The sequence below is a fragment of the Enterovibrio qingdaonensis genome, from assembly GCF_028683135.1.
Classification (GTDB): Bacteria; Pseudomonadota; Gammaproteobacteria; order Enterobacterales; family Vibrionaceae; genus Enterovibrio; species Enterovibrio qingdaonensis.
Genome location: NZ_JAJUBB010000007.1, coordinates 74,218 through 88,626 on the forward strand (window position 1 = coordinate 74,218; position 14,409 = coordinate 88,626).

10 protein-coding genes are annotated in these 14,409 nt (G+C 47.5%); 6 read left to right on the top strand and 4 right to left on the bottom strand.

Going from position 1 to position 14,409, the window contains the following annotated elements:
• Positions 1-667: 667 nt before the first annotated feature.
• The 4 genes from LRP49_RS11420 (at position 668) to LRP49_RS11435 (ending at position 6,465) form a co-directional block, all read left to right on the top strand.
• Positions 668-3,571, top strand: a complete 2,904-nt coding sequence (locus LRP49_RS11420) for a pyridoxal phosphate-dependent class III aminotransferase (RefSeq protein ID WP_274142317.1) — start codon at positions 668-670, stop codon at positions 3,569-3,571.
• Between the two features lie 42 nt (positions 3,572-3,613).
• A complete protein-coding gene (locus LRP49_RS11425) occupies positions 3,614-4,858 on the top strand; it encodes a carboxynorspermidine synthase (RefSeq protein ID WP_274142319.1) in 1,245 nt (414 codons plus the stop codon).
• A gap of 64 nt (positions 4,859-4,922) precedes the next feature.
• Complete coding sequence (nspC, locus tag LRP49_RS11430) at positions 4,923-6,056, top strand: carboxynorspermidine decarboxylase (protein WP_274142321.1); 1,134 nt, start codon at positions 4,923-4,925, stop codon at positions 6,054-6,056.
• 175 nt (positions 6,057-6,231) lie between these two features.
• Positions 6,232-6,465 (top strand): hypothetical protein, encoded by a 234-nt coding sequence (locus LRP49_RS11435; protein ID WP_274142322.1) that lies wholly within the window; start codon positions 6,232-6,234, stop codon positions 6,463-6,465.
• 14 nt (positions 6,466-6,479) lie between these two features.
• Here LRP49_RS11435 and LRP49_RS11440 read toward each other — a convergent pair whose 3' ends face one another.
• Positions 6,480-7,208 (bottom strand): DNA alkylation repair protein, encoded by a 729-nt coding sequence (locus LRP49_RS11440; RefSeq protein ID WP_274142323.1) that lies wholly within the window; start codon positions 7,206-7,208, stop codon positions 6,480-6,482.
• Positions 7,209-7,620: 412 nt separating this feature from the next.
• On the opposite strand from LRP49_RS11440, the gene LRP49_RS11445 reads away from it, so the two are divergent.
• Both LRP49_RS11445 and LRP49_RS11450 read left to right on the top strand, forming a co-directional pair.
• A complete protein-coding gene (locus tag LRP49_RS11445) occupies positions 7,621-9,753 on the top strand; it encodes a glycoside hydrolase family 19 protein (protein WP_274142324.1) in 2,133 nt (710 codons plus the stop codon).
• A 401-nt stretch (positions 9,754-10,154) separates the two neighbouring features.
• Entirely contained in the window at positions 10,155-11,198 is a 1,044-nt protein-coding gene (locus LRP49_RS11450) for a GMP reductase (protein ID WP_274142326.1), read from the top strand.
• Positions 11,199-11,245: 47 nt separating this feature from the next.
• Here the strand turns inward: LRP49_RS11450 and LRP49_RS11455 are convergent, their stop codons facing one another.
• The 3 genes from LRP49_RS11455 to LRP49_RS11465 all read right to left on the bottom strand — a co-directional run bounded on the left by LRP49_RS11455 (position 11,246) and on the right by LRP49_RS11465 (position 14,399).
• On the bottom strand, positions 11,246-12,232 hold the full coding sequence (locus tag LRP49_RS11455) for an AraC family transcriptional regulator (protein WP_274142328.1): 987 nt from the start codon (positions 12,230-12,232) through the stop codon (positions 11,246-11,248).
• Between the two features lie 3 nt (positions 12,233-12,235).
• Positions 12,236-13,783, bottom strand: a complete 1,548-nt coding sequence (locus tag LRP49_RS11460; RefSeq protein ID WP_274142330.1) for an amidase — start codon at positions 13,781-13,783, stop codon at positions 12,236-12,238.
• 331 nt (positions 13,784-14,114) lie between these two features.
• The gene (locus tag LRP49_RS11465) at positions 14,115-14,399 is read right to left on the bottom strand and encodes a hypothetical protein (protein ID WP_274142332.1); all 285 of its coding nucleotides are present in this window, start codon (positions 14,397-14,399) and stop codon (positions 14,115-14,117) included.
• Positions 14,400-14,409 lie beyond the last annotated feature (10 nt).

A 14,409-nucleotide genomic window follows, 5' to 3' on the forward strand; every position in this document is an offset into this window, starting at 1 on the left:
AATAAATGCAGACCATGCGGATTAGCAAACCGACTTTCCGCGCTGCGTGGTCTGTTCAGCAGCTATGCTTTTTAGAAAAGTAACAAAGATTTAATCGAATTTTGTGATATTGATAAAATTCCACTTGTAACTAAAAAACAGCCTATGTTAGGGTTTGCAACAATCTCGGGCATCGCGCTTCCTGAGACACACGCGACACAATGTTGAAGAAGTTGTTGTCGCAGGTAGGTATTGGAGAATGGTTCTCCAATAGAAGGGCATTGATAGAGCTGTCTGACCCAAGGGGTCGGGGCATATTGAGGAACCCAACAGTGATCAAATCGAATACACACTTCAGCTTCGTCTTACCGAATTGCAGTATTATTACTGAGCCTTGATCTATCCGATTCTCGGAAACGCAATTACCTTATTATTAGGCTGTTCCCCCACGACCTGATCGTGATGTCTAGTTCTGTAGTATCTGCGTTTTAAAACACACTTTGGTTTCCGTTAAACAGCACAAGAGGTGTTGTTGCGGGTATTTCCCGATGTTATTCATTGGGGGTGTGCACCATCCGTTCTCGTTTCGCTTTTTCTTTGTGCGTCTGTGCTTAAGTGCATTCACGTATGGGGAGGTTGTGCTTTAACGGGCTATTGACGGTCGGTGGGACATGGAAGATCTAACAAAATGATAAGCTTTAACACTGATTTTCAAGGAACAGTGGCACCTAGCCCTATTCCTGTTTTAGAAGGACTGCATGATTTAACGCCAGATGAGTTGCTGCTCAGCCAAGAGCACTATGAGTCTGAAGTTCGCTCGTATCCTCGTCGCTTACCGGTTGCCATTGCTAAAGCATATGGGGCGCTGGTAGAAGACAGTCGCGGCCAAGTTTATTTAGATTGTCTTGCTGGCGCAGGCACCTTAGTGCTGGGCTATAACCATCCTGAAATCAATCAAGCTCTGATTGAACAGCTTAATGCTGGCATTCCTTATCAAACGCTGGATATTACCACGCCCGCGAAAGATCACTTTATTCGTGAGTTGATGGCGTTTCTTCCTCAAGACTTTGCCGAAAATGCCAAGGTGCAATTCTGTGGTCCTTCGGGCGCGGATGCGGTTGAAGCAGCAATCAAGCTGGCAAAGCAAACGACCGGGCGCAACACCATTGCCGCTTTCCACGGTGCCTACCATGGTATGACCAATGGCACCATGGCAATGATGGGGAACCTCAATACCAAAGCCCGTCGACAAGGCTTGATGTCAGACGTGCACTTTTTGCCATTTCCTTATGATCTGCGTTGCCCCTTTGGTTTGCATGGCGAGCAAGGTGCGCGTCAGGGACTGCGTTATATAGAACGTATGCTGGCAGACGATGAAAGCGGCGTTCAAAAACCCGCAGCGATCATTGTCGAGCCAGTCCAAGGTGAAGGCGGCGTGATTCCGGCACCGGCATTTTGGTTGCAGGAACTACGTCGGATCACTGAAGAACACGGCATTTTGCTGATTTTTGACGAAATTCAGTGTGGTATTGGTAAAACAGGTTCCCATTTTGCCTTTGAAGAGGCGGGCATTCAGCCCGATATTCTTTGTCTGTCAAAAGCCGTAGGCGGCGGTTTACCCATGTCTGTCTTGGTATTCAATAAAGAGATTGATACTTGGCTGCCAGGGGAGCATACAGGCACATTCCGTGGAAATCAGTTAGCGATGGTCTCAGGGGCGAAGGCTCTGGAGATTATCCGTCGTGATAATTTGGCACAGCAGGCGCAAGTGACGGGTGATTACCTTCGCCGTGGGTTGGAAAAAATTGCCGAGAAAACAAGCTGTATCGCGGATGTGCGCGGTAAAGGCTTAATGCTGGGTGTCGAGATCTGCGACCCTGAAGGCGCGAAAAATAAATTTGGTGAGCCGCTTTCTGCACCAGAACTCACGATTGCGATTCAGCGTGCTGCGCTGGAACGTGGCCTGATCATTGAAAAAGGGGGGCGTGAAGGGTCTGTTTTACGTTTCTTGCCACCAATTATCATCACCTTTGAACAAATTGATTTTGCCTTGAACGCGTTGCAAGGTGCGATTGATTCTTTGGTTGAACCAAAGCCAGTCATTCAGCCGATCAACACGATTCAAAATACATGGCGTGAGCACTTTATTCACGTTGGCTCACAAGGGGCGGATGGGTTTGAAGCAGCAATGAACCAGAGTACACAAGCTCTGAAAAAATTGTTCGAAAACACTGACTCTCCCTACAGCGGTATTGACCCTATGGTGCTGCGATCGCAGATCCGCCGTGCGCAGCTCGGAGAAAACCCGCAGTCTTTGTCTGATGTTATCGAAGAAACCAGCGAGCTGATTGGGAAGAACTCCATCATAGTTCAGCATCCGCATTGTATCGCGCATCTGCATACGCCGCCGATGCTTCCTGCTATTGCGGCAGAAGCGTTTATTACTGCGCTTAATCAGTCTATGGACTCGTGGGATCAAGCCAGCGCAGCAACCTTCGTTGAGCAGGAAGTGACAGACTGGCTGTGTCGACGCTTCGGTTTTGATGATAACGCAGACGGTGTATTCACCAGCGGCGGCACGCAAAGCAACTTAATGGGTTTGTTGATGGCGCGTGACCACATCATCAACACATTGAGTGGTGACAATGTGCAGAAGAACGGCTTACCCGATTATGCGGATAAGCTTCGTGTGATTTGTTCCAAAAACTCGCATTTCACCATGCAAAAATCAGCATCGTTACTGGGCTTGGGTGAGCACGCAGTGGTGTGTGTTGATACCTACAGCGATGGCACGATTAGTGTGGAAGCGGCGGAAGAGGCTATTTCTTCACTGAAAGCAGAAGGGCTGATTCCTTTTGTGATCACCGGGACGGCAGGAACCACTGACCATGGTGCGGTTGATGATCTGGATGATGTTGCCGATCTGGCGAGCAAACACGGTATGTGGATGCACGTTGATGCGGCATATGGCGGTGCGTTGAAACTTAGCCGCCACCATGCCCGTTTGGAAGGGATTGAGCGCGCAGATTCAGTGACCATCGATTTCCATAAGATGTTCTTCCAGCCCATTAGTTGTGGCGCGGTTATCCTCAAAGACAAATCGCACTTCCGTTATATCCGTCACCATGCGGACTACCTCAACCGTGAAGAGGATGTGCTTCCCAACCTTGTAGACAAATCCCTCGCCACGACGCGCCGATTCGATGCGCTGAAAGTTTGGATGACGTTGCAAAACGTAGGGCCACAAGCCATTGGTTCTATGGTGGATCATCTCCTGAACCAAACCCAACTTGTCGCTGACATGGTCAATCATCGATCGAATTTCGAGCTGTTGGCCGCACCGTGTTTATCGACGGTATTGTTCCGCTTTAAAGGGAATGAAAAAGGGTCGGATTTGGATGCGCTCAACAAGCAGATCCGATTGGACGCGCTGGTACAAGGCCGCGCGGTTGTTGGCGAAACCGTCGTTGATGGCAAGGTGGCACTGAAGTTTACTCTGCTCAATCCGTGTTTGTTACTGACGGACTTTGAGCAATTACTTAACGAACTCGATACGTTGGCGAATGAAATCGCCAAACAGACTTCACTCTAATTGTTGTCGGTATGTCCGGCAGTTTTTGAAAGGAATTTGAACATGGCAGTATTACAAATTGGTGCAGGTGGTGTGGGTTGGGTAATTGCGCATAAAGCCGCACAAAACAATGATGTGTTGGGTGACATCACATTGGCATCTCGCACTGTGAGCAAGTGTGAGGCTATCATCGCCTCGATTCACAAACGTGAAAACTTAAAAGATACGAGTAAAAAATTGGAATCGCGCGCCGTAGATGCGGATGACGTGGATGCACTGGTTGCATTGATCAATGAAGTGAAGCCTGACTTGGTGATCAACGCGGGTCCTCCGTGGGTGAACATGACCATCATGGAAGCGTGTTACCAAGCAAAAGTGTCATACCTTGATACGTCTGTAGCGGTGGATCTCTGCTCTGAAGGTCAACAAGTACCACAAGCGTACGATTGGCAATGGGGCTACCGCGAGAAATTCGAACAAGCAGGTATCACCGGAATTCTGGGCGCAGGTTTCGACCCGGGTGTAGTGAGTGTTTTCGCTGCCTATGCCGTTAAACACCTCTTTGATGAAATCGACACTATCGATGTGATGGATGTGAACGCCGGCGATCACGGTAAGAAGTTTGCGACCAACTTTGATCCAGAAACCAATATGCTGGAAATTCAGGGTGACTCATTTTACTGGGAAGACGGTGAATGGAAACAAGTCGGCTGTCATACCCGCATGATGGAGTTCGATTTCCCGCTGGTGGGTAAGCACAAAGTCTACTCAATGGCGCATGATGAAGTGCGCTCAATGCAAGAGTTCATTCCCGCAAAGCGCATCGAATTCTGGATGGGCTTTGGCGACAGCTACCTGAACTACTTTAACTGCATGCGAGACATTGGCTTGCTGAGCCCAGATCCTATCACGCTGCAAGACGGCACTGTCGTTGAACCCCTAAAAGTGCTTAAAGCCCTATTGCCTGATCCAACCTCGTTGGCTCCAGGCTATACCGGCAAAACCTGTATTGGTACCTGGGTGCAAGGGAATAAAGACGGCAAGCAGCGCAGTGTGTTTGTATACAACAATGCCGATCACGAAGTGGCTTATGACGACGTTGAGCATCAAGCGATTGCTTATACGACAGGTGTTCCCGCCATTACCGCCGCACTTCTCTATTTCAACGGTGATTGGAATGGCAAAGGGGTATTCAACATGGAACAACTTGATCCAGACCCATTCCTTGAGCTGATTCCGTCAATAGGTCTGAGTTGGGGTGTTGAAGAGTTGGAACCAAGTGAACCTGTTATCAATATTCTGAAGTAATTGTTCGACAACGCCTGCGCGGAGCTTAGCCTCTGCGCAGGCATGTATGTATTCGAGACCTGAAATGAATTCAACTGATCTAAAAACCCCTTACTTTCTGATTGACGAAAACAAACTGATAGAGAACCTTGAGAAAGCGAAGCGACTCAAAGATCTCTCTGGCGTGAAGCTGGTGCTGGCATTGAAATGTTTTTCGACGTGGGGCGTGTTTGACATCATCAAACCTTATTTGGACGGAACGACCAGTAGCGGCCCGTTTGAAGTAAAGCTGGGCCATGAAACCTTTGGCGGTGAAACGCATGCTTATAGTGTTGGGTACAGCGAAGATGACGTTCGTGAAGTGGCAGATATCTGTGACAAAATGATATTCAACAGCCAATCTCAACTGACGGCATATCGCCACTTGGTAGAAGGCAAAGCATCGCTGGGGTTAAGGCTCAATCCCGGCGTGAGCTACGCAGGCCAAGACTTGGCAAACCCCGCGCGCAAGTTTTCCCGCCTTGGTGTTCACGCTGACCAAATTGACCCAGAGGTGTTTGTTTCTCTCAATGGCGTGATGTTTCACATGAATTGTGAGAACAAAGATGTTGATGCCTTTATCGGGTTGCTTGATGCGATCTCCGACAAATTTGGCAGCTATCTGGATGCATTAGAATGGGTCAGCCTTGGCGGCGGCGTGTTCTTTACTTGGCCAGGCTACGACATTGAAAAACTGGCCTTAGCACTGAAAAACTTCAGCGAAAAACATGGTGTTCAGCTCTATTTAGAACCCGGCGAGGCCATTATTACGCAAACGACCGATCTTGTGGTGACGGTGGTTGATGTTGTTGAGAATGAAATGAAAACGGCCATTGTGGACAGCGCGACTGAAGCGCACCGTCTAGATACGCTGGTTTACAATGAACCTGCCTCAATCGCTGAAGCGAATGACTCCGGTGAGCATACTTATGTGATAGGCAGTTGCTCTTGCTTGGCGGGTGACCAATTCTGTGTGGCGAACTTTGAGCAGCCTTTAGAAATAGGGCAGCGTCTCCACATCATGGACAGTGCGGGTTACACCATGGTGAAACTCAATTGGTTCAATGGATTGCGTATGCCTTCAGTGTATTGCAGACGCAGCAATGGTGATATTCAATGTCTCAATGAATTCGATTATCAGGATTTTAAACGTTCGCTGTCACAATGGTCTGTACAATAGCGTTGTAGTGATTGAAGCATTGAACAAGGGGAGCATTACAGCTCTCCTTTTTTATTCGGTAAAGACAATTATTTTGAAGCAACTCAGCGACTTGGTGCGTTTGTTTTGTTCCTTTGAACATTATCCTTTATAAAGATTAAGACTCAGTCGTTGAGATTACATGAGGTGAAAGTACATGGACGTATTTCTATTTATCATTGTTGTGATAGCTGTTGGTGCGGGAACGAAAACCATCAAAAGTTATTTAGACTATAGAACCGCTCTGAACGCGTTCGAAGTCAACCATAAGAAGCATGAACGTGAAAGTATGATGCAAGAAATCAGTGCGTTAAAAGCGCGTGTGGAAGTGCTGGAAAAACTTGTTACCGATGAAGGCTACGCGCTCGATAAGAAAATTAAAGCACTATGATTTTCAGTGCTTTCTCAGCGCGTTAAATAGTCTTGTCTTTCTTCTTTTGACAACTTCTCGATGGCGTAACGTAACATCGTGCGCGGCATGGCTTTCACATGCTCATCTAAAAATGCCTTCAGTTGTTGAACGTCTCGTTTCCCCATCTCTCTTAACATCCAACCACACATTTTGTGGATCAAGTCTTCTTTATCTTTGAGTAGCAACTCAGCGAGCTCGAGCGTGTCGTTAAATTGATGTGCTCGAATAAAGGTAAATGTCGCCATCATTGCGATTCTTCGTTCCCAAAGCGATGATGATGCAGCGAGTGTGTAAAGAGCATCGCGGTCTTTATCCGCTAGATATCCACCAACAATAATGTGCGCTGAGCAGTCGACGAGATCCCAATTGTTGATTCGCGAAGTGTGCGCCAGATAGAAATCGTAAATACCTTTCCGAGAATGAGGTATGGCTTTTTTAAACTGCTCTGAAAGGATGACGAGAGCCAAAAGGCGAACTTCGTGCCATTCGCTGTCGAGCAGGGCGGACAATGTATTCAACTCTGCATTTTTAAACTGCTTAGCGAACTGACGAACAACAGGGACGCGGATCCCTAAAAATTTATCCCCTTCACCGTACTCTCCTGGCCCGGATTTAAAAAAACGGCCTGAGTGTTCGGCGATTTCCGTGTTTCCCGCTTGTTGAAGCGTTTCAACTATCTCGCTGACTGTGTTCATGCGGTATTTATCAACCTTAGAGTTCAAAGCGTTTATTCGTTTCGTGAATGATTGTTATTTGCTGATAACAAAGTGCTTAGCGTTTACATACATAAGAATACTTATAATTAGATATGTAACTATCTGGTATTAAAAGAAAACATGGTTTTACTTTTCTGCGTCACGTCATACTTTAACATGGTAATAACAGGATGTTTCTCGTATTTTCGGAGGATGATAGACACTCTTACATTTCGCTGCGAAATAAGTCTCAACCTGTTCAAGGAAAGCCATCTATATTGGTTAACGCTGCAAACGACCTTTCGGTATAAGTACGATATTCAGCAAGTTAGGCACTGTCTTTTGCTGGTCTCGTACGCATTAAAACATAACAAGTATTGCAGCAAAGATCGTCGGTATTACGCCAACGGTCTGCCATTTCTTGATAAGGATATATACGATGAAACATTCAGTACTGGCCAGTGCTATTTTTAGTGCTAGCTTCCTCGCTCAGGCGGGCGTGACGATGAATCCACAACCGGACCCTGAAAATCCGGGTGGCTACATCTTGTTGCGCTCAGAAGTTCAAGCCGCAGAATCTGCAAAAGTCACAGACCCAATGTATGACGTTTGGGCTCAAGCACTCAGAACACAGCCGAATACCGTTGTTGATGCAATTTACCCAGGTTCGGCGACAAACCCAGTAAACGTAAAACGTGCGGAAAGGGTGTTTTCAAGTTCAGATTGGGAATTCTTAACCCAAATGGCAGCACCTGAATATACGTATACACGTTTCCTCAAAGCAATCGGCAAGTTCCCAGCATTTTGTGGTGACTACACCGACGGGCGTGATGCCGATGCGATTTGTAAGAAGTCCATCATTACTGCCTTTGCACACTTTGCGCAGGAAACGGGCGGGCACATTGCTGTCGATAACGTTTGGGACAACCCATTGGGCTTAGAAGAATGGCAGCAGGCTCTTGTACATGTTCGCGAAATGGGTTGGTCTGAAGGCCAAGAAGGTTACACAACGGGTTGCGGTCAAAATGATTGGCAAAACAACCGTTGGCCTTGTGCACCGGGTCAGGGCTATTTTGGCCGAGGCGCGAAGCAGCTTTCTTATCACTTCAATTACGGGCCGTTTTCTGAGGTCATGTTTGATGGCGACGCAACGGTGCTACTCAACGACCCAGCACTTGTTGCAGATTCATGGTTGAACCTCGCATCTGCAATCTGGTTCTTCTTGACGCCTCAAGCACCAAAACCGGCCATGCTCCATGTTATCGACCGTACTTGGGCACCATCTCAGCGCGAGAAAGATGCTGGTATCGGGTATGGTTTTGGTACCACGATTAACATCATTAATGGCGGCATTGAATGTGGTGAGCAAAACAAAGATAAAGGTCAGCCAGTAAACCGAATTCGTTACTGGGAAGGCCTTGCTGCACATTACCAAATTCCTATCGAAGCCGATGAAGTCAACACCTGTTGGCAGCAAACGCCTTACGGTAGTCTGAACCTGAATGGCGCGACAGACGTGCTGTATACCAACTGGGAACAGGATTACACCTACACACCAAATTTCCCTGTTTCTTTCCAATGTAAATTGGTTGGCTATCAAACCGCGTATTCCGCGCTTATTCCGGGTGACTATGAAGCCTGTGTGACCAATAAATATGGTTCGCATCAGGGATACCCTAGCGTGAGAGTCGTTGATGATGGTGGGCCTGTTACCGGAGAGCCTGTCTTTAAGGGTGTTGATAACACGCGTGTTCGTCAGAATGCGGCGTTTGATCCTCTGGCTGGCGTGAGTGCTAGCGATAAAGAAGATGGCGATCTCACGGCGAAGATTGTCGTTGAAGGTGCCGTGGATACCACTCGTTTGGGCACGACAGGCTTGGTTTACACTGTGTCTGATCTAGATAACAACGTGACGACGGCTAACCGCACGGTAGAAGTGTTCAGTGATAAGCCAGTGTTCGTTGGGGTTGAAAATGTCAGCATCAAGGTTGGTACGGCATTTAATGCATTGGCTGGTGTTTCGGCCAGCGATACTGAAGACGGTGATCTCACCGCTTCAATCAGCGTTGAAGGGCAAGTGAATACGGCGACGGTCGGCAGTTACACCCTGACTTACTCGGTTGCAGACAGCGCGAGCCAGACAGTGACGGTGCAACGTGTGGTTGACGTAACCAGTGATCAGGTGTGTGCGAATGCATGGGATGCGTCGGCTACTTACAATACAGGTGATGTGGTAAGTCACGCAGGCAAGACGTGGAAAGCGGGCTGGTGGACACAAGGCCAAGAGCCGGGAACCACTGGGCAATGGGGCGTTTGGACGGAAACCACCGATAGTAGTTGTGGTGGTACAGAGCCAAACCCAGACCCGACACCCGATCCGGACCCAACACCTGACCCAGATCCAACGCCAGATCCGAATCCCAACCCAGGTGATTCAACATGGGATGCGACAACCGTATACCATGGTGGCGATCAGGTCGTGATAAACGGCGTCACTTACCAAGCAAAGTATTGGACGCAAGGTGATGAGCCGACAGCCAGTGGTCAATGGGGGCCGTGGCAGACGTTGTAAATGTAAGAAAATATTAATTAAAGGCTGCGTATTTACGTGGCCTTTTCTTTTTTGGAATAAGGAATGATTGAAAAGGTGAGTGGGTAATTAATCTTAATTAAAGAGCTATTTATTAAAAGATCAATTAAAACAGAGGGTTAATATTTTTCTGAGAGGTAAAAAAGAAAGGAGAAAGTGGTTTTTCGAGGATGTAATCTTATAAAAGGTATCACAAAAAAAATTCAAATATCAGGCTTGTTAATAAAATTTCTGTTCCTATAATGCTGAAAACCGGAGCGTCTGCCAACGCTCCGGTTTTTTTGTGCCTGCTCATTGGTGAACTTTTGAACTGCCTGCCAGCAGTAAAGTGTCATGAGCAATGTCCGAATAGGGCAACGTCTTAATTAGTAAGGAAAAGACACATGCGTATCGAACAAGACTTGAAGTTGGGTTTCAAAGATGTACTGTTTCGCCCGAAACGTTCTAACCTAAAAAGCCGCTCTCAAGTTGAATTAACCCGCGAGTTTACATTCAAACATAGCGGTCGTCAATGGTCTGGTGTTCCTGTTATCGCAGCAAATATGGACTCAGTAGGCTCTTTTGCAATGGCAAAAGCACTGGCTGAAAATGGTTGTATGACTGCTGTACACAAACATTACACTGTTGAAGACTGGGCAGCGTTTGTTGCTGAGTCAGATGCGCAAGTTCTGAACAACGTGATGGTTTCTACGGGTACCTCAGAAGCAGACTTCGAGAAGACCCAAAAAATCATGGCAATGTCAGATGAGTTGATCTTTATCTGTATCGACATTGCTAACGGTTACTCTGAGCATTTGGTTGAGTACGTAGAGCGTGTTCGTGCGGAATTCCCAGACAAAGTAATCAGCGCAGGTAACGTAGTTACTGGCGACATGGTTGAAGAATTGATCCTTGCTGGTGCAGACATCGTGAAAGTGGGTATTGGCCCAGGTTCAGTATGTACGACTCGCGTTAAAACTGGCGTTGGTTACCCACAACTATCTGCAATCATTGAATGTGCGGACGCAGCACACGGCCTAGGTGGTCGTATCATCGGTGACGGTGGTTGTTCATGTGCGGGTGACGTAGCGAAAGCGTTCGGTGGCGGTGCAGACTTCGTAATGCTTGGCGGTATGCTGGCAGGTCACGAAGAAAGTGGCGGCGAAGTTGTTGAGCAAGACGGCAAGCAGTTCATGAAGTTCTACGGCATGTCTTCGCAAAGCGCGATGGACAAGCACTCTGGCGGTGTGGCTAAGTACCGTGCAGCAGAAGGTAAAACGGTAATGCTGCCATTCCGTGGTTCTGTTCATAACACCATCGCAGATATTCTGGGTGGCGTACGTTCAACCTGTACTTACGTAGGTGCAGCGCAACTGAAAGAACTGACTAAGCGTACAACGTTTATTCGCGTTCAAGAGCAAGAGAACAACGTGTTCGGTAAAGAGTAAGTCTTTACGAAGCATTGAAAAAAACGCCACCTTCGGGTGGCGTTTTTTTATGTCGGTATCATAGAAGTGGGTGCAAGACCGGTCCAACGCCTAAACGCTCGGCTAAAAGCACTGAGGTCGGAATAACCCAGCTCAAAGGCAACAGATGTAACACTCAACTGCCCACTTTGTAGAAGCTGTAGGGCCTTTTCTTTCTTAAACCTATCTTGTAATTGTTTAAAGCTGGCACCTTCAGCGGCGAGCTTTCTCGAAAGCGAACGTTCACTCATGTTCAGCAAGTTTGCCATCGTGGGCAACGAAAGGTCTTCTAACACCAAATTTGGCATTTCAGCCATTACCTGCTGCGAGATGAGATTATTCCGCATCGCCATTAACTCATTTTCGACAAGTGGACGAGTCGCTTGAAACAGCGATGCGTTAGCGTGGCGACAAGGCGAGTCGAGCAGTGCTTTAGGAAGGAATAACCTTCGTAGTGGGTGACCGTTTGAAATGTCACATCCAGAAAGCTTCGCTAGCTCCAAAATCGCCTTATCACTAACCTGATACTGCATAAGGCCAAGCTTGAAACGGTATTTGGAATGATTGAGAGCCTCACGGATAAAACGAATAACCAATGCGAAATAATAGACTTGGCTAATTGCAGATATCTTTTCCTGCGTGGAGAAATCTTCATGATCCAAAAACCAAAGTTCGGCATCACCGTTGTCTTGAATAGCAAGATGCAGCCTTAACATGGGATTGATGAGTGAGAAGCCATTGGCCAAGGTTTCAATGGCTACGTTTAGCGTGGGGGCGGAATGAAACGCGAGAGCGACTGGTCCAATATCCAGTAACTCGAGGTTGTTTGCAGCCTCGAATAATGGCGAGAAGGTCCCCGATTTTTCGAAAGTGCTCGCGATGATGGCCTCCATCTCTCGAAAAGATACCTTGGTATTCTGAGAAAGGGTGTTTGATTCAACGAGCCCGGTATCGGGCGAGAGTGCCCGATACCAATAGGATGGCAAAACAGGGTAAGATTTTTCGATTGTTATCATGGCTTACACATAAATGGGGGCTTTTTTGTGTGCCCAAGGTTTCGCTTCTTCAAGCTGATATGCTAATTCAAACAACAACCTATCATTTCCTCTGGCGGCTGAAAAATGGCTTCCTACTGGAATGCCTGTCGGCGTCCAATAAAGAGGTACTGACATCCCTGGATTGCCCGCTACGTTTTCTACTGGTGTATAGGACATCAGCTTTTCAGAGCGTTCCCAGATTGTTTTTCCGCTGTGGGTCTTTTGGTCAAAGTACGCTAAATCAGGTGCGATGATTGAGCAAACGGGTGTCAGCCAAACATCGACATCTGCAAAGAATGTATTGTTGTGTTGAAGCGCAAATTGGTGGCACTGTGCGACTGCGTCGGGGTACAAGTTCGGGTGCTTTTTCACGCGTGATTGCATCTCTCTGGCGAGGTAGGTGACGTTTTCGCTGACCATGTCTGGCATGGACTCTAACGGTTTTCCCATGCCGTCGAACATATCGGCAAAGCTTGCCATCTTATTGCCGAACACACCCATGTAGTTCCAAAGAAAAGCGTTACTGTCACTAACTGGGTGTTTGACTTCTATTACTTCATGACCCAGTTCACCCAGTAACTTCACGGTGGAGTAGAAGGCTTTCTGGGTTTCGATATCAGGCTTTGCCCCAAAGATGTCTTCCAACGTTACGGCAATGCGAAGTTTTCTTCTCAATGGTTGGGTAACAAAACCTGTTGCTGTACGGGAAAACGGCGTGTCAAAACCGTCTTTCGTGTGGTTTTCTGTGAGGGACACGGCGAGTGCGGTGTCTCTGACTGAACGAGACATAAAGGACTGATGGGTGAAGTCCTCTTTGGTTGAACCGTTGGAAAGGCCAGTGATGAGTTGATCGCGGCTTGGCTTGAAGCCGAATATGCCACAGGCCGAAGCGGGCATACGTGATGAGCCGCCGCCGTCTGTTGAGTGGATGAGTGGGACGTATCCGGCAGCGACTGCCGCCGCTCCGCCACCCGTTGAGGAGTGGACGCTTTTAGTCAGATCCCAAGGGTTGCGAGTGGCACCATACAGCGGGTTTTGCGTGCATCCCAATGACATCATCTCGGGGATATTGCTCATGCCGATATTGTTCAGGCCTGCATTTTCAGCCGCGCGTACAAACCAAGATGTTGTCTCTGGCTTTCTACCTTTGTTGAGCAGCGAGCCATTGGTACTTTCGACACCTTTCACGTCGACGCAATCTTTGACGAGAAATGGCACTCCCGCAAAAGGCGAGTGAATGTTGATGGTTTCGGCGCGAGCAAGTGCTTCATCAAAACAGGTGGCAACAACAGCATTCACTTGATGATTGGTTTTCTGGATTTTGTAGATGGACTCTTGAACCAGTTCTTTAGGGGAAACCTTTTTTGCGCGGACAAGCTCAGCCATGGCAATGCCGTCCAGTGGTGCATCTGTCGGTATGATATTTGTCGCCACTGTAGGGGTGGAGTTGGCCTTTGCAAAGGGAGAGGTCATAACCGCTGCAGTGGTTGCGCTAGCACCGAGTGCTTTAAAAAAATCTCTACGTTTCATTGGTCTGCCCCTATCTATTTGTATGTGAATATTCTACCGAGATAAGGGGAAGAGGGCGTGATAGGAGCTGCCAATCATCATACAATTCCCGCCAAATTGCGACTGGCTTCTTACGCTACTTGCAAGGCGAATACGAGTTGGGTTCCCATCTGAGGCATCGTCGTTCGAAAGAACGAAAAAGCGACGATACTCGCCGCTTTCTTGGATGGTCCGGTGGAATAACACCAATTACAGATAACATGGGTATGATTGAGTGGCCTAAGGTTATCATTCATTTGATGTGTGGCTGGTTCAACGTAATCAGCACCACCTTTACGTAGGGGGTTACGCTTTAGCCCTTTTTCTTTTTACTGATTTTCTTTGCTTTTTTAATGGCAGATTTCTTTGACGCATGTTTTTTTGCTACCTCAAGAGATTGCGCCGCTTTCAAGGCTTTTTTGGCCTCTTTCAGTTTTTTCCCTGCACGATGCTCACTGTTTTCCGCCGATTTTAACGTTTCAACGGCATGTTTTATTGCTGCTTGTGCAGCAGACGTTGTTTCTGCGGCTTGCGCGGCTTCTTCGGAGCGACGTTGTACTTTTTGCTTTAATTTCGCAATGTTGATTTTTTTGCTCATTTGAATCCCT

Coding starts and splice junctions, on each gene's coding strand:
- LRP49_RS11420 (WP_274142317.1), top strand. CDS start 668: ATGATAAGCTTTAACACTGATTTTCAAGGAACAGTGGCACCTAGCCCT.
- LRP49_RS11425 (WP_274142319.1), top strand. CDS start 3,614: ATGGCAGTATTACAAATTGGTGCAGGTGGTGTGGGTTGGGTAATTGCG.
- nspC (WP_274142321.1), top strand. CDS start 4,923: ATGAATTCAACTGATCTAAAAACCCCTTACTTTCTGATTGACGAAAAC.
- LRP49_RS11435 (WP_274142322.1), top strand. CDS start 6,232: ATGGACGTATTTCTATTTATCATTGTTGTGATAGCTGTTGGTGCGGGA.
- LRP49_RS11445 (WP_274142324.1), top strand. CDS start 7,621: ATGAAACATTCAGTACTGGCCAGTGCTATTTTTAGTGCTAGCTTCCTC.
- LRP49_RS11450 (WP_274142326.1), top strand. CDS start 10,155: ATGCGTATCGAACAAGACTTGAAGTTGGGTTTCAAAGATGTACTGTTT.
- LRP49_RS11455 (WP_274142328.1), bottom strand. CDS start 12,232: ATGATAACAATCGAAAAATCTTACCCTGTTTTGCCATCCTATTGGTAT.
- LRP49_RS11460 (WP_274142330.1), bottom strand. CDS start 13,783: ATGAAACGTAGAGATTTTTTTAAAGCACTCGGTGCTAGCGCAACCACT.
- LRP49_RS11465 (WP_274142332.1), bottom strand. CDS start 14,399: ATGAGCAAAAAAATCAACATTGCGAAATTAAAGCAAAAAGTACAACGT.